Origin of the sequence: Campylobacter porcelli (assembly GCF_002139855.1) — a bacterium.
Taxonomy (GTDB): Bacteria; Campylobacterota; Campylobacteria; order Campylobacterales; family Campylobacteraceae; genus Campylobacter; species Campylobacter porcelli.
Window position 1 is genome coordinate 788,790 of sequence record NZ_CP018789.1, and the last position, 18,196, is coordinate 806,985.

At 33.5% G+C, this 18,196-nt stretch carries 21 protein-coding genes; 4 read left to right on the forward strand and 17 right to left on the reverse strand.

Annotated features, from left to right (window positions below):
* Positions 1-35 precede the first annotated feature (35 nt).
* Positions 36-1,565 (forward strand): succinate CoA transferase, encoded by a 1,530-nt coding sequence (locus CSUIS_RS04005; protein ID WP_180380040.1) that lies wholly within the window; start codon positions 36-38, stop codon positions 1,563-1,565.
* 107 nt (positions 1,566-1,672) lie between these two features.
* On the opposite strand, the gene CSUIS_RS04010 is transcribed toward CSUIS_RS04005, so the two are convergent.
* From CSUIS_RS04010 to CSUIS_RS04045, 8 genes are all read right to left on the reverse strand, one after another.
* Positions 1,673-2,689, reverse strand: coding sequence for a GGDEF domain-containing protein (locus CSUIS_RS04010; protein ID WP_086297271.1), 1,017 nt, complete (start codon positions 2,687-2,689; stop codon positions 1,673-1,675).
* Positions 2,670-3,734, reverse strand: coding sequence for a GGDEF domain-containing protein (locus CSUIS_RS04015; RefSeq protein WP_086297274.1), 1,065 nt, complete (start codon positions 3,732-3,734; stop codon positions 2,670-2,672). The genes CSUIS_RS04010 and CSUIS_RS04015 overlap by 20 nt, the downstream gene beginning before the upstream one ends.
* On the reverse strand, positions 3,731-4,462 hold the full coding sequence (kdsB, locus tag CSUIS_RS04020; protein WP_086297276.1) for a 3-deoxy-manno-octulosonate cytidylyltransferase: 732 nt from the start codon (positions 4,460-4,462) through the stop codon (positions 3,731-3,733). Before kdsB ends, CSUIS_RS04015 begins: the two co-directional genes overlap by 4 nt.
* On the reverse strand, positions 4,459-5,940 hold the full coding sequence (thrC, locus tag CSUIS_RS04025; protein ID WP_236860802.1) for a threonine synthase: 1,482 nt from the start codon (positions 5,938-5,940) through the stop codon (positions 4,459-4,461). Before thrC ends, kdsB begins: the two co-directional genes overlap by 4 nt.
* Positions 5,941-6,185: 245 nt before the next feature.
* Positions 6,186-7,028, reverse strand: a complete 843-nt coding sequence (gene argB / locus CSUIS_RS04030; protein WP_086297278.1) for an acetylglutamate kinase — start codon at positions 7,026-7,028, stop codon at positions 6,186-6,188.
* The gene (locus CSUIS_RS04035) at positions 7,022-7,996 is read right to left on the reverse strand and encodes a tetraacyldisaccharide 4'-kinase (RefSeq protein ID WP_086297280.1); all 975 of its coding nucleotides are present in this window, start codon (positions 7,994-7,996) and stop codon (positions 7,022-7,024) included. The genes argB and CSUIS_RS04035 overlap by 7 nt, the downstream gene beginning before the upstream one ends.
* Positions 7,989-9,122: a DegT/DnrJ/EryC1/StrS family aminotransferase gene (locus CSUIS_RS04040; RefSeq protein ID WP_086297283.1), complete on the reverse strand. Its 1,134-nt coding sequence runs from the start codon at positions 9,120-9,122 to the stop codon at positions 7,989-7,991. Before CSUIS_RS04040 ends, CSUIS_RS04035 begins: the two co-directional genes overlap by 8 nt.
* A gap of 13 nt (positions 9,123-9,135) precedes the next feature.
* Positions 9,136-9,861, reverse strand: a complete 726-nt coding sequence (locus tag CSUIS_RS04045; RefSeq protein ID WP_086297285.1) for an NAD+ synthase — start codon at positions 9,859-9,861, stop codon at positions 9,136-9,138.
* A gap of 92 nt (positions 9,862-9,953) precedes the next feature.
* Between CSUIS_RS04045 and CSUIS_RS04050 the strand changes: the two genes are divergently transcribed.
* A complete protein-coding gene (locus tag CSUIS_RS04050) occupies positions 9,954-10,544 on the forward strand; it encodes an MBL fold metallo-hydrolase (RefSeq protein WP_086236738.1) in 591 nt (196 codons plus the stop codon).
* A 1-nt stretch (position 10,545) separates the two neighbouring features.
* On the opposite strand, the gene CSUIS_RS04055 is transcribed toward CSUIS_RS04050, so the two are convergent.
* From CSUIS_RS04055 to CSUIS_RS08490, 3 genes are read right to left on the reverse strand one after another with little or no spacing between them, the layout of a single operon-like run.
* Entirely contained in the window at positions 10,546-11,031 is a 486-nt protein-coding gene (locus tag CSUIS_RS04055) for a hotdog fold domain-containing protein (RefSeq protein WP_086297287.1), read from the reverse strand.
* A 9-nt stretch (positions 11,032-11,040) separates the two neighbouring features.
* Complete coding sequence (gene cmoB, locus CSUIS_RS04060) at positions 11,041-11,880, reverse strand: tRNA 5-methoxyuridine(34)/uridine 5-oxyacetic acid(34) synthase CmoB (protein ID WP_086297289.1); 840 nt, start codon at positions 11,878-11,880, stop codon at positions 11,041-11,043.
* Positions 11,877-12,050: a hypothetical protein gene (locus CSUIS_RS08490; RefSeq protein WP_180379355.1), complete on the reverse strand. Its 174-nt coding sequence runs from the start codon at positions 12,048-12,050 to the stop codon at positions 11,877-11,879. The genes cmoB and CSUIS_RS08490 overlap by 4 nt, the downstream gene beginning before the upstream one ends.
* Before the next feature lie 64 nt (positions 12,051-12,114).
* Here CSUIS_RS08490 and CSUIS_RS04070 point away from each other — a divergent pair, with 64 nt between their 5' ends.
* A complete protein-coding gene (locus CSUIS_RS04070) occupies positions 12,115-13,386 on the forward strand; it encodes a M28 family peptidase (RefSeq protein WP_086297291.1) in 1,272 nt (423 codons plus the stop codon).
* On the opposite strand, the gene CSUIS_RS04075 is transcribed toward CSUIS_RS04070, so the two are convergent.
* The 6 genes from CSUIS_RS04075 to fliW all read right to left on the reverse strand — a co-directional run bounded on the left by CSUIS_RS04075 (position 13,383) and on the right by fliW (position 17,386).
* Complete coding sequence (locus tag CSUIS_RS04075; protein ID WP_086297293.1) at positions 13,383-14,555, reverse strand: N-acetyl sugar amidotransferase; 1,173 nt, start codon at positions 14,553-14,555, stop codon at positions 13,383-13,385. The genes CSUIS_RS04070 and CSUIS_RS04075 overlap by 4 nt on opposite strands.
* Positions 14,556-14,627: 72 nt before the next feature.
* Entirely contained in the window at positions 14,628-15,152 is a 525-nt protein-coding gene (gene hpf, locus CSUIS_RS04080; RefSeq protein ID WP_086236732.1) for a ribosome hibernation-promoting factor, HPF/YfiA family, read from the reverse strand.
* A 49-nt stretch (positions 15,153-15,201) separates the two neighbouring features.
* Positions 15,202-15,639: a hypothetical protein gene (locus CSUIS_RS04085; protein ID WP_086297295.1), complete on the reverse strand. Its 438-nt coding sequence runs from the start codon at positions 15,637-15,639 to the stop codon at positions 15,202-15,204.
* Positions 15,636-16,418 carry a PilW family protein gene (locus CSUIS_RS04090; RefSeq protein WP_086297297.1) on the reverse strand — a complete coding sequence of 261 codons (783 nt, stop codon included), beginning with the start codon at positions 16,416-16,418 and terminating at the stop codon, positions 15,636-15,638. The genes CSUIS_RS04085 and CSUIS_RS04090 overlap by 4 nt, the downstream gene beginning before the upstream one ends.
* Positions 16,415-16,960 carry a hypothetical protein gene (locus tag CSUIS_RS04095; protein ID WP_141083156.1) on the reverse strand — a complete coding sequence of 182 codons (546 nt, stop codon included), beginning with the start codon at positions 16,958-16,960 and terminating at the stop codon, positions 16,415-16,417. The genes CSUIS_RS04090 and CSUIS_RS04095 overlap by 4 nt, the downstream gene beginning before the upstream one ends.
* Positions 16,961-16,996: 36 nt before the next feature.
* On the reverse strand, positions 16,997-17,386 hold the full coding sequence (fliW, locus tag CSUIS_RS04100) for a flagellar assembly protein FliW (RefSeq protein ID WP_086297299.1): 390 nt from the start codon (positions 17,384-17,386) through the stop codon (positions 16,997-16,999).
* A gap of 161 nt (positions 17,387-17,547) precedes the next feature.
* Here fliW and CSUIS_RS04105 point away from each other — a divergent pair, with 161 nt between their 5' ends.
* Positions 17,548-18,195, forward strand: a complete 648-nt coding sequence (locus tag CSUIS_RS04105) for an outer membrane protein assembly factor BamD (RefSeq protein ID WP_086242116.1) — start codon at positions 17,548-17,550, stop codon at positions 18,193-18,195.
* The last annotated feature ends 1 nt before the right edge of the window (position 18,196 follow it).

An 18,196-nucleotide genomic window follows, 5' to 3' on the forward strand; every position in this document is an offset into this window, starting at 1 on the left:
TTATAATCAAGTCAAATTTTAATTAAAGGATAAAAATGATTGACAATACTATAAATGATACTAGTCGTATCAAAGATGCTAGATATTTATCTAAGGTTATCAAAGCTGATGAAGCAGCAGCCCTTATCCCGCATAAATCTCAAATCGGATTTAGCGGATTTGTCGGTGCTGGAAGTCCTTTGTATGTTCCAATTGCAATTGCCAATAGAGCGCAAAAATTACATGCCGCTGGAAATGAGTATAAAATTAGTATATATTCAGGTGCTAGCACTGATGTGGATTTAGATGGTATTTTGGCTAAGGCTAATTGTGTTGAGTTTAGAACTCCATTTAATACAGACCCAAGTATGAGAGGTCGCATTAACTCAGGTGAGACTAGGTATCTTGATGTGCATTTATCATCTCTTGCGTGGCAAGTGGAGTGTGGATATTTTGGTGATATGGATTTTGCAGTTATTGAAATTTCAGGCATTACAGAAGATGGTAAATTAATCCCTACTACATCAGTAGGCAATAACCAAGCTTGGCTAAACGCTGCTAAAAAGGTTATATTAGAGCTAAATATCAATCAGCCAAAAGAGCTTGAGGGCTTCCATGATATTTATGTCCAAGCAAAGCCGCCATTTCGTGAGCCAATCCCGCTTAAAACTGCTAGAGATCGCATAGGAACTCCATATATGAGCGTGGATTTTGATAAGGTTGTAGCTGTGGTATTAAGCTCTACTGATGATAGGCTAAATAGCTTTACTCCGCTTGATGAAGTATCAATAGCAATTGGGGATAATGTAGCTAAATTTTTTGCTGCTGAAGAGGCGGCTGGTAGATTACCAAAAGGCAAATTATTGCCACTTCAAAGCGGTATTGGCAATGTAGCTAATGCTGTTTTAGCTGCTCTTAGCAAGGCTGGATATAAAGGGCTTGAGTGCTACTCAGAAGTTATCCAAGATGGTATGCTAGATCTTGTAAAAGACGGCACCGTTGATCTAGCCTCAGCTTCAGCTCTCTCACTTAGCCCAACTGCGGTAGAGGAATTTAGAAAAAATGTTGATTTCTATAAAGAGCATATAATTCTTCGCCCACAAGAGATATCAAATAGCCCAGAATTAGTAAGACGCCTTGGAGTTGTAGCTATGAATGGTATGCTAGAAGCTGATATATATGGCAATATCAACTCAACAAATGTTATGGGAACGCAGATGATGAATGGAATTGGCGGTAGTGGCGACTTTGCTAGAAATGGCTATCTATCTCTATTCTTAACCCCTTCAGTAGCAAAGGGTGGAGCAATATCTGCAATCGTGCCATTTGTAAGCCATATTGATCACACTGAGCATGATACTATGGTGGTTGTAACTGAGTATGGATATGCTGATTTAAGAGGTTGTAGTCCAAGACAGAGAGCGCAAAAGATGATAGCTATAGCTCATCCAGATTATAGAGATATGCTACAAGACTACTTCGATAGAGCGTGCGCTCAGCCAAAGCCAGGTCATACTCCACATATTTTAAGCGAAGCTTTAAGCTGGCATGATAGATTTAATAAAACAGGTAGTATGAAAAAGTAGATTAATATTTTTAGAGTTACCATTTTTGGTAACTCAGATCGCCACGACTAAGCTCCTTATAATATTTCAAGTGTGGCGATCTTTGGTATTATTTTATAATTTAAGCTCTATTTGGCAATTATGCAGTTTTTGACACTTCTTTTACCTTTATATAGCCTTTTATCAGCTTGATCTGTAAGTTTGTTTGGATCTGTCCCGCTATCTGAAATTCCAAATGTTACTGTAAAGTGAATGGATTTATTATTAGAGATTTTAACTGGAGTTTGATTGATTATAAATCTGATATTTTGAATTTGGTTTATAAAATTTATTCTACTAGTATTGGTTGCTACGATGACAAACTCCTCTCCGCCCCAGCGACAGACTATATCAGACTTATTTGTATTTTTGGTAAATATCTTAGCTAGAGTTTTTAATACTTCATCGCCAACATTATGTCCAAATTTATCATTTATACTCTTAAAGTTATCTATATCGCACATAGCTATGGTGATTGTTTTATTGGATTTTTTAGCTAGTATTATATTTAGTGCTCGTTTATTTATAAGACCTGTTAGGTGATCTGTCTGAGAGGCAGTTTTTAGCTCATGTCTATATCTGTGAAGGTCTTTGATATTTATCTGATTTACGATACCATAAACCTTAAATATCACAACAAATAAAAATAATAAAAAGGCAAGATTGCTTATATAAAATATCTCTACAAATTCTCCTGGCTCTTTTGGAAAATATATATTTGAGATCATATAAACAAAGATAAAAATAGCAAAATCAAATCCAGCTAATAGATAAGTAATCACTCTATTTTTAAAGATATTTAGATATGTAGTTGATGCAATAGCTATAATAATAAGATAAAACCCATAATCCCACCCAAGTATAATAGTAGCCAACACCGCTGATATGACAATATGCAAATGCGATAGCAAAAATACCCTATCATACTCATTTTCATCTATGGATTTAATAGAAACAGCATAGACAAAAAGCCCCAAAAATGAGACAACAGATAGAATATACATATTCATCATGTAAAATATAAAAGAGTATAGAAGTGTAACACACAAAAATAGCATTAATACAAATTTGAAATTAAATGAGAGATTATCGTTTATTAGATTCATATTTTTCCGATACTACTTGATTTTTACCTTGATTTTTGCCGCGATAAAGTAGGTTATCAGCAAGGCTAATAGCTTGATTTATATCTATGGCATCTTCTATATATAATAGACCAAATGTAGCACTAATTGGGACTTTATTTGGATTGGCATTATGAATGGCTACTCTAGCAGATTCTGCGATTTGGATTGATCTTTTTATATTTTGAGCTGGAATTATAGCTAAAAATTCCTCTCCGCCCCAGCGACTAATCTTACCAAATTTAGATATTTTATTATCTAGTATCTCTGCTACTTTAGATAGAACTATATCACCAAATATATGACCATAGGTGTCATTTATGCTTTTAAAATTATCTATATCACAAAGGATAATAGCTAGTGATTTAATCTTTTTATTTGATAGCATTTTGAAATTTTGCTCTATTATCTCATTCATTGGAGCTCTATTATATAAGCCAGTTAGATAGTCAATTTCAGCGATATTTTTATAGCTGATATTCTCATTTTGTGTAGCGATAATATCCATAGCATAGGTATTGCTGTGGCTATCTTGTAATACTATAAATTTAATAGCAATCATAAAAAAGCAAAATAGAAAGCTAATATGCTGAAGTGTTGGTGAGCCATATTTAATATCTTGATCTCCAAATGTAAAGTATAAGACTATAAATAGAATTAGCTGAAGAGATGGAAGCATAAATTTGATAAATAAATTTTTCATTGGCGATACATAGCAAACGCCTATTAACTCAAGCAAAAATAGCTCAAATCCATATCCCCAGCCTAGTGTAATTATGGATATAACCATAGCATAAGTGGCACTAATTTGAATCCAAAAATTTATAATTTTTTCAAATTTTGGCTCGTTAAAATCAATATAAAGAGCCGTAGATATGAAAAAGCATATTGCAAAATTTGTAAATAGAAAAAATAGCCCAGAGTAAACATACATTGAGCCATATACAGCTAAAATAATGATGTATAATAGCATTAGCTTTTGATAAATTTTTGGGTGTAATTTTAACTCTTTTGTGGCTGTATTCATCGCAGTAAAGTAGATGTAAATCCAAATTTATTTGCAGCAGCTTGGAGATCTTCGATGGTATCAATACCAATGCTACTACTATTTATCTCAAGCATAGCTATATTTTTGCCACTTGATAAGGCTCTTAATTGCTCTAATTTCTCTATATTTTCAAGCTCTTTAGTAGTAAGTGAGCAAAACCTAGCTAAGGTATCTACGCTATAGCCATAGATCCCAATATGTGCTTTATATAGATCGCAACGACTCCTTGGATATGGGATTAGTGAGCGTGAGAAGTATATGGCGTAATCATCTTTATCGGTTATTACCTTGACTAAATTTGGGTTTTTAGCCTCTTCATAGCTAGTAAATTTCAAGCAACTAGTCATAAAAGCCCCATCTTTGATTCTTTGAGTGGTGAAGTCTTTAAATTTAATTAGATTTTTCTCTTCGAAAAATGGCTCATCGGCTTGTAGATTTATCACAATATCATCGCTATTTAAATTTAGCTTTTTAGCCGCTTCGTTGATTCTATCAGTGCCACTATTGTGCTCTTTGCTTGTCATTATGGCTTTTATTCCAAATTTGGTTGCGATTTGTGCTATATTCTCATCATCGCAAGCTATGGCTACTTCATCGCATTTACTGGCTAATTTGGCAGTTTTTATAAACATAGGAATCCCGCCTATATCGGCTAGGATTTTATTAGCAAATCTAGTTGAAGCTAGGCGGGCTGGTATGATTATCATCTTTTTATCCAATCTATTATATTTGATTTTATCTCATCTTTTTTTACGACTTGAGTGTGAATTTCATCTTCTTTAAATAGTTTTATTATGCTTTTTGGAAGTTTGATATGATATTTATCAGCTAGCAACTTCATATCGGCTAGTTCATCACTGCTATCTCTATTTTTTAGTGCTTTAATCATACTTGGAGTGAATTTAACCCACTGAGCGGTTGAGGTGATCACGCTTATTTTATCATCTTGAGTTAATTTTAAGCATGTAGCAGTGTGTGGGTCTATTAATATACCATTTTTAGCCACTTTACAAATATTCTCCATACACTCATCATCATCGCAATAATCTGCTTGAAATTCAGCCTTAAGCACCTCTAACTCATCGTTTGTTAGCTCATATTTTTTGTTATTTGCTAGGTTATCCATTAGCTCTTTAGTTCTTACTGGGCCAAATTTATCAAATAGCAATCTTTCAATGTTTGAGCTAATTAAAATATCCATCGCTGGGCTGATTGTATGGATTAGCTCTTTGTTGTTTAGATCGTAAATTCCGGTATTAAAAAACTCGGTTAAGATATTATTTTTATTAGAAGCTATCTTGATTTTATCGATATTTGCACCCATTTTTTTAGCGTAATACGCTCCAAGTGCGTTGCCGAAGTTCCCACTTGGAATGATTATATCAATTGGTTTTTCATTTTTGTTTATATGCACACAGACATAGATATGATATATTATTTGAAATAAAATTCTACCAAAATTTACTGAATTTGCCGCACTGAGATTGTAGCCTAAATCTTTTAGAGTGTTTTTAAATTCATCATCATTTAATAGCATTTTAAGTGCTTGTTGCGCATCATCAAAATTACCCTCAATACCAATAACTTTGAGATTTGGCGCCTTTTGATTTATCATTTGGAGTCTTTGGACTTGGCTTGTGCCATCTTTAGGGTATAGACAAACTACCTTAATATCCTTAGCATTCTCAAATGAGCTTAAAGTAGCTGGGCCAGTATCTCCGCTTGTAGCACACATTATTAGCTGTTTATTGCCATTAGAAAGCGAACTTAAAAGCTCTCCAAAAGGCTGAAGTGCCATATCTTTAAAGGCTCTTGTAGGGCCGTGCCAAAGCTCATTTATATATAGATTTTTGTTTATTTTTTTGATCTCTACAGCACTTTTATCAAATTTATTATATCTATCTATGGCCTTTTTAAATTTATTTAAGCTTATATTGAAGTTAAATTTTTTGATAATCTCTAGAGCAAATTTATTATAATCCATATTTGAGAGCTTTTTAAACTCTTTTTTGCTAATTAATGGTAGATTGATTGGAGCGTATAATCCGCCATATTTAGCCGCTGGATTAAGAAGTGCGTAATCCAAATTCACAGGCTCATTATCTTCATCTGTAAAATTAGCTCTAGTGCCTACTAATTTTGGTAGATTAATATCTTTTAGCGCCTTAATGCTTTTAGGATTCATCTCATTTAGCTTTCTAGCTTCTAAATTTCTAATAAGCTCAGGGAGATCTCTTTCTAAGATAGATTTAATCTTCTTGTATTTGCCTATGATTGCTATAAGCTCTTTACTATCATCAATGTTAATATCTAATATTTTCTTAGCGTTGTGCTGGTTTAAGTGGTAAATTTCATATACTGATTTATGCTTTGAAAGCTCTTTTAACGCCTTTTTACTCATATCTTTTTCTAATTTTATAATTATAAATTTCATTGTATTATACTCCCTATGCCTTCATCTGTGAAAATCTCTAATAGCAATGAGTGTGAAATTCTACCATCAATTATATGTGCTGAGCCTACACCGCTTCTTATACACTCTAGACACGCATCTATTTTAGGTATCATTCCACCACTTATTGTGCCATCTTTTTTAAGCTCATTAATGCTATTTTCATTAAGTTTGCCAATTAAATTTGAATTTTTATCCAAAACACCTTTTATATCGCTTAAAAATATTACCTTATTGGCTCTTAATTTACTAGCAATCGCACTAGCACATAAATCGGCATTGATATTGTATGATTCGTAGTTTTCTCCAATGGCAATTGGTGCGATGACTGGTATCAATCCATCATCTAAAAGTGAGTTAATCAGCCTATCATCTACGCTGGTAATATCGCCTACAAAGCCATATTTGCCATTATCCATAGCTTTAGCTTTTAGCATATTATCATCTTTACCGCTAACTCCTATGGCTCTTGCGCCGTGCTTATTTAGCATACTAGTAATCTCTTTATTTACTAAGCCACTTAGTGCCATCTCCACTATTTGCATAGTCTGGCTATCAGTAACTCTAAGTCCATTTATAAATTCGCTTTTAATCTCAAGCCTATCCAAAAATGAGTTAATTGTTTTACCGCCCCCATGGACTAATATAACCTTGATACCAACAATTTGTAAAAGCACAATATCCCTAGCAAAGCTATCTTTGAGCTTATCATCTATATGTGCTGCGCCTCCATATTTAATCACAAAAATTTTATCCCTAAATTTCTGTATATATGGCAAAGCACTAAGAATTACTTCAGCTGTTCTACTGCTTTTTAACATAGATCTCCTTTTTGTGAATTTGAGTATATTCTATCTGAAATTTGGTAGCTTTTGATAAACATATCAATTTTATCTATTAAATTTGGTAAAATAGTAGTTTTAAGCTCTAAAATTGAGAGCTTTAAGCCAAAATCTTTAATCTTTACATAATCCTTTTGCGTTACTAAAAGCGAATCGGCGTTATATTTTTTTAATATACTCTCACACTCAAATTTACTAAATTTATGATGATCGCCAAAATGCTCATATCCAACGCACCTATCATATATGAAGCTAAGCCTTGAAGGACTAGCGATACCGCTTACTAAAACCATTTTATCAGTGGGGTTTATAATGCTATTTTCTTTGATTATATCGCTACTTTTTAAGGTAATATCAGCTAGGTTGTAAAAACTCTTTGGATAGCGATAAACTCCGCTTGGTATGGTGAAATTTAATCTTGGCTCTTTGGCTGGATGGAGCAAAATATTTAGTTTATAAATATCAGCCTTGCCAAATCCATCATCTAAAATTACAAGATTAGCACCAAGGCTAATGGCTTTATCTATAGCGATTTTGCGGTCATTTGAGACGATTACATTAGCATTTTTAAGGCTTATGGCATACTCCATAGCCTCATCGCCGCTAGTTGCTACATCGCACTTTATAACGCCATTTAAGGCGACTATTTGCATACCTTTAGACTCTCTTTTATAGCCTCTTAGGATTATAAATATCTTATATTTGTGGCTAAATTCATTAAATATCGCCTTTGTAAGCGGGGTTTTGCCGCTACCGCCTAAGATTAAGTTACCAACGCTGATGATTGGAATGCTAAATTTAACCGGCTTAGCAAGTTTAAATTTCAACCAAACCAAGCAGTAATATATCAGTGAAAGTGGCAAGAGTAGGGTGCTAATAATTAGCTCAAAATAGCCTGGCTGATAAAAGTATCTCTCCAGCCAAGCGTGTAATTTAGGGTTAAACACGATTTTGCGCTACTGATTTGACTGCATTGCAGATATATAGCGCCTCTTCATCGCTTAAGGCAGCATATATAGGTAGTGAGAGAATTTGCTGATAAGCTTTAAGTGCTTTTGGGAAGTCATTTACCCTTAGGTGATATTTATTTTTATAGTAGCTTAATAGATGCATTGGGCGGTAGTGAAGGCTAGTGTGAATGCCAATATCCTTTAGCTCCCTAGCAAAGCTATCTCGGTTTTTATCAATTTTGATTATATATTGATTATAGATGTGATCTCGCTTAATTACTGGAGTGGTGATATGTGGGCAATCTTTTAACTCTTCATTATATATAGCCGCTATAGCTTTTCTACGCTCAATAAACATATCAAGCTTTTCAAATTGAGCGATACTATATGCCGCACAGAGTGAATTTAAATCATATTTTTGTCCAATATCTATAACATCATACATATATCCTAAATTTCCATCTTTATCAAAGCTATCATTGATTATAGCGTGGTTGCGAATGAGCCTTGCACGACTAGCCATCTCATCATCATTTGTAACTATAATCCCAGTAGTTGCTACTGCGTGTTGGACTTGTGGATTGATCTGAAAGCAAGACATATATGAGCTCATATTGCCAATTAACTTACCCTTATATGTAGCTCCCATCGCTCTACTAGCATCATCAATAATCTTTATATCATACTCATTAGCAAGGGCGTATATGGCGTCCATATCGGCACTTTGACCGGCTACATGAGTGATAAATGCGGCTTTTAGTTTTTTATGTTTTTGGGTTTTTAGGATTTTTTCTAAATCATTTGGGTCTATATTAAAATCATCTTCATTTATATCGACAAAGATCGGCTCAGCATCAAAATGCCTAATGACTTGAGCGATACTAGGAAAGGCATTAACAGAGCAGATGATCTTATCTCCACGCTTTAAATCCATCGCACATAGGCTTAGATGGATAGCAGCGGTGCCGTTATTTGTCGTAATGGCGTGTTTGGCACCAAAGAAATTTTTTATGTTGTTTTCTAAATTCTCAACCATATAGTTTGCATTTTTCTCTAAGGTCTCTTTGATAAGCTCGTGTTCTCTATCTGTAATCAGTGGGCGAAAAAATGGTATATCTCTCATTAAATCTCCTAATTTATGGTATCGCTGGTGGTTTTAGTTTGAAGCTATTTTTAGCCATTCTATCTATGATTTGGCTTTTAAGCTCGCTATCAAATTTGGATAGATCATCACTATTTTCTATAGCTTTTAATAGCTCATCAATCTCTTTATAGCTATATCCTAGCTCACTCTCATCGCTTTGATTTGGCCATAGGTCAGCACTTGGGGCTTTATCTATTATATTTTGATTAATCTCAAGATATGAAGCAAATTTAAAAAGATCGCTTTTATAGATATTAGCAATTGGATTTAAAGCACACGCCATATCTCCATATATTGTCCCATATCCTAGTAGTCTCTCGCTTTTATTACTCGTGCCTGCGACTAAATATCCTAGCTTAGCAGATTGATCATATAGCATTATCATACGAATTCTAGCAGTGATATTACCAACTCTTAATCTATCATTTTCATCGCTAAAAGGTAAAAATGAGGCTAAAATTTCGCTGATATCTACTATTTGATGATCTATTTTTAAGCTTTGACATAGGGTTAGAGCGTCATTTAAATTTACTTTATTTGAGATAGAAGTAGGCATTATAAGGGCTTTTGTGGGTGCGACTTTAGAACAAAGAGTAGCCACAACCGCAGAGTCTAGACCGCCACTTAGCCCAAGGATAAAGCCATTTGCTTTAGAGCTATTTAGATAAGAACTAAGAAAATTTATAAGTTTATTTTCTAAGAATTTAAAATTTTCCACTAATATCACCTACAAAAATATTGGCAAAATTATATCTATTTTAAGGTAAAATATATCTTATAATATTTAAATTTATTATCAGAAAGGTAAAAATGCAGATTATTTCAAGGTCTTTTGGTATTTATGGGACGAATTGTTATGTGGTTGTTTTAGATGGTGGTGAGGTCATAATAGACCCAGGTGATGGGGCTTATGAGTGGATTAAAAGAGTGTGTAAAAATCCTTTAGCGATATTATGCACTCATGGGCATTTTGATCATGTTTATGATTGCTTAGCTATAAAAGATGAGTTTAAAATCAAAATTTATATCCCCAAAGATGATGCTTTTATGTGCCAAAATGATCCATTTGGGCTTTTAAAAGCGAAATTTGAGCCAGATATTATGGTAGATGATAAAGATGAGATTGAGCTTGGTGGGGTTAAATTTTGCTTTCATCACTTTGCTGGGCATACGCCAGGGTGTAGCGTGATAACAGCTGGTGAAGTTATGTTTAGTGGGGATTTTATATTTAAAGATTCAATAGGTAGATATGACTTTCCTTTTAGCGATGGAAGTCTAATGAAAAAAAGCCTATATAAGGTTCTTGAATTTAGAAATTATAAGTTATACCCAGGACATGGAGAGCCAACAACTCTAGATAGCCAAAGAAGCTCTTTAACCAGATGGGCTCAAGCTATATAGGCTACTCTTCATCGTTGTTGTCAGATTTTTTCTTTTGTTGAAGTTTAAATATATGCTCTTCTAATACAACTATTTGGTATGTGCCTTCAAAGACCTTTACGCCTTTGATGGTGCCTACTACTTTTATCTCACGCTTTTTGGACTCTTCAAAGTAAGCGTGAGCTTCAAATTCAATCAAATCCCCAACCCTAGCTGGAGCGTATAAATTTGCTTTTGTGCTTATGGTAACTGAGTATTGAGTATTTACAGCTACATGTGCAGCCCACTCCCCAGCTCCAATGATAAATCCACCATGAACTAATCTCTCATCATCAAAAACCATCTCATTACTAGCCATCAAAGCGGTTTTAGCGTAGTTTGACTTCATATCTAATATTCCACCACATAGTGTTGAATTTATAGACATTGGAATATTTAAAATCCCTTGAAAACGCTCTGAGCTATCTATCAATCCAATATCTTGCAAACTCTCATCATATTCACTCATAATCTACCTTTAAGTTAATCTTATATAAACTCTCTTTGGTGCTGGATAGCCCTCAATTGTCTTTGAGCTATCATTTGGGTCTAAAAAATCCTCCAAGCTTTGGCTATCAATCCACTTAGTTTTGCGTTGCTCGAAGCTATCAGTATCTTTGGTGGCTAAAATTTCAAAGCTTTTAAATTTAGCTCTTTTGACCCAGTTTTGCAGTGCTTTTATACTTGGGATAAAGCTGATATTTGGGATTTTGGAGTAGCTGCCATTTGGACTTAGCACCATCTCATCATCACGCTCAATATACATAGTATCTATAAAGACCTCGCCACCTTGCTTCATAGCGGATTTTAGCTCCTTTAAGCACTTTATAGGATCGCTCCTATGGTATAAAACTCCAAGGCAAAAAATCGTATCAAATTTAATACCATAACTAGGCAAACTCTCCACTCCAGCTATCTCAAATTTTATATCACTTTTAGCAAAATGGTTAATAAAGCTAAATTGCAAAAATGCTAACTCACTAGGGTCAAATCCAACTATGCTTTTTGGCTTAAATTCGAGCATTTTAAACATATAATAGCCATTATTACAGCCTACATCAGCTACAACCTTATCTTTTAAATTTAAATGCGGTTTTAGGATATTAAACTTAACAAAACTTCTCCACTCGCTATCGATAAAAAGCTCATTTAGATGAAATGGCCCCTTTCTCCAAGGCTTTAGGGCTAGAGCCATATCCTTAATATCTTTAGTAAAATTTGGTATCTCTAGCCTTACGCTATCATCTAAGCTAAGCTTGGAATTGCTATTATCAAGCTTTGAAATTCTAGCTAAAAGCTCATTATAAGTGCTATTCATAAATCTTTCCAATCTATTAGATTTTCATCGCACTTTTTATGATAGACCCCAGAGGCGTCATAATACTCTTTACAACCATTGTAGTATTTATCTGAAATTCCACGCTTATTTACCCATAAGCAACCTTGTAAAAGTAGCACCAAAATAGTAAAAATAATCAAATTTCTCATAGCGATAATGTTACCATTATTTTGTTTAATTAGATATAATTTTGCAAAAATTTGGGAGTAAAATATGCAAATATTAGATAAATTTAAGCAAATTTGTGCCATTCCTCATTGTAGTTTTAATGCTTTAAAGCTTAGGGATTATCTGGTTGAATTTGCTAAAAGTTGTGGATACAGCGTTGAAATTGATGAATTTGATAATATATACGCCTTTAAAGGCAAGCCAAAAATTTGCCTTCAATCACATTATGATATGGTTTGTGTAGGTGATGCGCCAGATATTAAGCTGATATTTGATGGGGATATTTTGCGTGCGAAAAACTCTAGCTTAGGTGCTGATAATGGAATTGGCGTGGCGATGATGATGGAGATGATGAGTAAATTTGATAATCTTGAGATTTTATTTAGTGCTAATGAAGAGGTTGGGTTAATCGGAGCTAATGGCTTTAAAAAGGAGTTTAAAAGTAGTCGGCTTTTAAATTTAGATAGCGAAGATGAAGATGGGGTATTTATAGGGTGTGCTGCTGGGGAGCTAATTAGAGCTAAAATATCTAAAGAGATGGTAGCTATAAAATCAAATTTATATGAGCTTAATGTAAGTGGCTTGCCTGGAGGGCATAGTGGGATAGAGATTATCAAAGATATACCAAATTCCATAAAAATAATGGCTGAGTTTATAGCCAAAAATGGCGGCAAAATAGTAAGCTTTAGCGGTGGTGAGAGGAGCAACTCCATTCCTGTAAATGCTAAGGCGTTAATGGTGTGTGATAATATCTCTTATAATGATGATAGGGTGAGTGTAAAATATCTTAGAAATTGCGAGTGCGAAGTGATTAAGCAAAGCCAAAATATACTAGATTTTATAAATAGCTTCTCTCAAGGCGTTAGGAGCTATGATGAGAGCCTTAGAATTGTTAGAGATAGTATAAATTTATCTATAATTAATGATAGTAAAGATAGCTTAGAGATAGATTTTTTCGCTCGTTCAATGAGTGAAGATGGGCTAGAGAGAGTGAAATTTGAGACATCAAATTTAGCTAGACTTGCTGGGTTTGATGTAAGCTTTTTTGAGCGTAGTGGGGCTTGGACACCAGATATAGGCGAATTTGCTAATTTAGTGCTAAATTTTATGCAAAAACATAATCCAAATGCGAGATTTCAAGCAGTTCATGCTGGACTTGAGTGTGGGGTATTTGTAGCTAAGCAAAGGGGCTTACAAGCTGCATCAATCGGACCCAATATCCACTCACCGCACAGCATAAATGAGAATTTAGAGCTAAAATCCTTAGATAAAATATCAAAAGTAGTAAGCGATATAGTAGCTTACTACCAAGATTAATAATCTAGTTTTGACATAATATCTTTAACGCTATAATCGCCCTTTATAGGCTCTATCTCCCAGATAGGGTCTTTAAGCTTATAATCTCCATTCTCATCAAGTTCAAACATATCACCCCTAAATTTATTAGCATGATCTATAATCTCATCTTTGCTAAGGTCTAGATATGAGCTCATCTTATCCATGTAAAATTCCCCATACTTGCCATCTAATTCACGAAGTAAAAATTTAGCCTCATCTTTGCTTATATTCTCTTTTCTTAAATCATATCCGACATGATCAGCGCATTGCCCAAAGCCAAATTTAACATATTTAAAATATTGATTTACTATAGTTGTATAAGCATCAAGCTGAGAGCATCTGCGATATGTGCCTATATCATATGGATTTATATCTTTTGGATATATGCTAAGACCTCTTTGCATTGAGAATTTAGCATTATTGCCTGTGCTCCATTTGTCTGTGTAGTAGTTTAGCCACACTGCGGTTATATCTTTTTGCATTAGCTCTTTTACTGGAACTTTGTATAAAAATAGATCTTTTAACTCTATCTCTTCATCCATATATATAGATAGTGGGTCATCTTTTAAAGTGTTTGATTGGACTATATTTAAGGCGTTTCCGCTATTATCTTGAAGGCCTTTATTGGCTCCTAAGGTTAAGGCGGCATTTTCGCCTTGTAAAATCATAGGGATATTAAACATATCAGCAATTATATAAGCTGATGCGTATAGGGTGTATTCAATCGGTTTTGTGGGATTTAGATACTCCCAAAACGCCTTTTTCATCAATTTTTTAGCTATGTGGCGATTTGGATTTATAGATATTGTCTCAAATCCATGGTTTTTTAAATTCTCAAAATTTGCTCTACCAATAGGCGTTATCTCCATTGGCTCGTGATTAACTAACAAAACACGAAGTCCAAGCACATCCCTAGCATAAAAAGCTTGAAATGTAGAGTCCTTGCCACCACTTACACCAACTACGCAATCATAAGCGCCCTTGGCTTTGGATTTGGCATTTTGAGCTATATCCTTTAACTCATTTTCTCTTTGCTTCCAATCAATTAACTTAGACTCTTTTTCCCATCTGCAAGCACCGCAAATTCCATCTATAAAAACTACCCCCGGACGAGTATCTGGCTGCAAACAATTTTTGCAATACTTCATAATTTACCTTTATATTTAAATTTAGAATAAATTGGGGGGGGGTATAACCCCCTTTAAGAATATTTATAAGGATTAATATAATCCAAATTTTCCATCATTTCTTTTGTATATGACACGCATTTTAGCATCCATATCATTAAATACATAAAATTGCGCACCGCTATCTTTGAGTTTATTTAAAGCCTCTTCAATCTCCATAGGTTTATATAGCTCAAGCTCAGTAGGGACTATCTCATCAGCACCATCAATAGCTATCTCATCAGCTATTTTACTCTCTTTAATCTCATCGCTATTTTTGTGAGTTACTAGCTTATCGTGGTGTCTGCGAAGAACCTTACTGGCCCTATCAAGCGCTAGATCGATTGCGGCATATAGATCTTTATCTTTTTGGCGAATTACTATTGTATCTTTTTTAGCTAGATTAATAGCAAATTCCACATCAAATCCCTTTTTGCCATTTCTTTCATCAGCTGAGATTATAGCCTTAGCAGATATAATATCTAAATTATATTTACCAAGGGCATCAAAAGCACTATCGCAATAGTTTTTGATAGATTCAGTTAGCTCAAATTGTTTGCCTACAATACTTGTATTCATTGCACTCTCCTTTGAAAAATTGGACCTATTTTATCATAAATAATCTTATTTAGGGCTTTTGAGTGGTTATTTTACTTATATTTACTGGGGTTATTAGTAGATTTGGATTGGAATTTACTAAAGTATGCATTATGGCTGCTTTTATACCGCTACTATCTTTGCTCTCTTTCCAAATTTGAGCATTACAAGTTTTAGGCATTTTACCGCCGATATATTTGATTGTAACTACGGATTTTAGCATATAATCTCCATTATTTGGATAATATAGCGTAAATTGGCTCGGACAGCTTTTATCAAAGTCATTACGCTGGATATTAGCAATGGCATTTTGTGTAGATGAGATAGCTATTAATTTTGCTTGGGAGTGTAGATATAGCTGGTTTGTCATAGAGATTGTGGTTGAGTTTATGGTTATAATATTTAAGGCGATGCTTGAGATGGCAAGTATAAAAACTATAGTCAAAATCAAGCTAAATCCACCTCTCATATTCCGCTACTTTTACAAAGCTCTACATCATTATCAAACATACATAGACTAAAGATTATATTGCCTCCATTTTGTTTGATATTAAATGAGCTTACATTGGTGGCTAAGATATTACTTCTAATGGGTGAATTTAGGTTTTTTGGGCTAAATTCATTTAAGATTAGAGTGTTATCTTGTAGTTTTAGCGATATTAGATTGTGGCTTAGATAGTAAATTTCACTTATAAAAATTGGTTGATTTTCTCTTTGGATTGTGATATTTTCGCCATTTGAGCTTAGAATTTTATATGCGTTTTGATAGATATTATCACTACCTTTAAATATCACTCTTATATCATCATTATCAAATTTAAGATTATTTATAATCCTATCTTTTAAACTAGAGTTAAGGCTACTTAGAGGTGAATTAATAGTAATTAAATTTTGCTTAATCTCTAAATTATCAATATCTACAAATCCGCTCCACTTAAATTGGCTACTACTATTTTGACGACTCTCTACACTTTGATTAAACCATATAAACTCATCTGAATTTATGCTAGTATGAAGTGGGAGAATTTGATTATTGCTTTTTATAGATATTGATTCTTTAATGCTTTGATTTAGATAATTTTCTATAATTAGCATAGTATTTATGGAGCTAGATTCTAGCTTGTTAAGCGATGATGTGTGAAGGTAATTGCTATATAAGAGATTATATATTTGTATTATTACCCCTATTAAAATTACCCCGACGACAATACAGATTATCATCTCTATTAGGCTAAATGCTCTTCTCACGGCTGCTCTTTTGCTGGGATTATGAGGCTTTTGATTAGTGGTTCGCCAATATTGTAGCTATATGAATTTAGTATAATTAATTGATCATTTGCTTTTGTTGATATGCTAATTTGCATAGCATCACTTGAGCTGATACCATTTGGCTTATCTACAAATTTAACCTTAATTAAATAGTCTAAATTTAGCAAACTTTTTGAGCTAGCTTTTAATACTCCGCTATCGCCATCAAATCCATTTATGCTATTTTTATTATTATTTATATTATTTGGCGAAATTTGAGATATCTGTCTGCTAGTAAGTGAATTTAGCGGTAGAGTATCGCTGTGGTAGATGGGCTGGGGTAGGGCTGGATCTATGCTATCACTCCATGGGTGTGAGATTATATTTAACATTTTAGTATAGCTTTGGCTAATTGCTTGGGATAAAATCATATCACTAGCACTTTTATGTGAGATTTGTATTATTGATGGTATCGAATAAACTCCAATCGATACAATGATAATTGAGATAACTAACTCAATCGATGAGAAGGCATAACGCATAAATTCGTGGCTCAAATAAGAGCCACTATAAGCAAATTATTGTTTTTGGACATAATTGCTAATTTTCTCTGCTTGACCAAAATTTGGATAGTAGCGATTATCTAAAACGATCTGTGCTAATGTAGCAGATGTGGTATTACAAAGCACAGGTGCTAAGAAATTCACAGTAGATTCTTCAATTGGGCTACTAATAGCTACAATTGCATAAAGCTCTAATTGCGAATTTTCATCTATTTCAAGTAGATTTTTATATGGTGTTGGAATGTCAAATTCATAATCAGGACGAAGTGCATATGGATTAATCATAGTAAATGATGTTTTACTATCAACATCTTGCATTTTGACAAAAAAATCATCAATCTTAGTTATCTCAACTTCTTTTATACTTTCAAAGCCTGGAATGGGGTTTTTTACAGAATATTTCACTTTACTCTCCTTAAAAATTTTGGTTTGTGATATTGTAGCATTTTTTATTCCAAATTCATAGAGTTTAAAATGTAAAATATATAATTTTTTGCTAATAATACATAAATTTACCAAAATATTGTTATAATCACTAAATTCAATAATAAATCAAGGAAATTACAATGAATATGAAATTCAAATCTGCTATATTTGTCATATCTTTGACACTATTAGCAGGTTGCGGAGCTAAAAAGGATAATGAATTATATAATCTTACTCCAGATCAGTGGTATAAACAAATTTTAGATGATATAAAAGATGCTGATTTAGAAACTGCTAATAAACACTATATATCATTTGCTAGTGAGCATGTGGCTAGTCCATATTTAGAGCAAGTCTTAATAATCTTAGCTAATGCTCATGTAGATGAAGAAGAGTATAAAATGGCAAATTTTTATCTAGATGAGTATATCAAAAAATATGGCACAAAAGAGAGTATTGAGTATATTCAATATCTTAAAATTAAAGCAAATTTCGACTCATTTTCTAAGCCAAATCGTAATCAAAAATTGATCCAAGAGAGCATTTCTCAAATTAATGAATTTTTAAATAATTACCCAAATACTCAGTATAAAGCACTTATAGAGACTATGCTTGTTAAATTTAGATTAGCTGAATATTACTTAAATTCCGATATTTATAATCTTTATGATAAGCTTGATAGACCAGATTCAGCTGCGATATATCAAGATAAGGTTGATAACTCGCCTTTAAATGATATTAACTCCACTAAGGCAAAATTGCCTTGGTATATGACGCCATTTGAGTAGG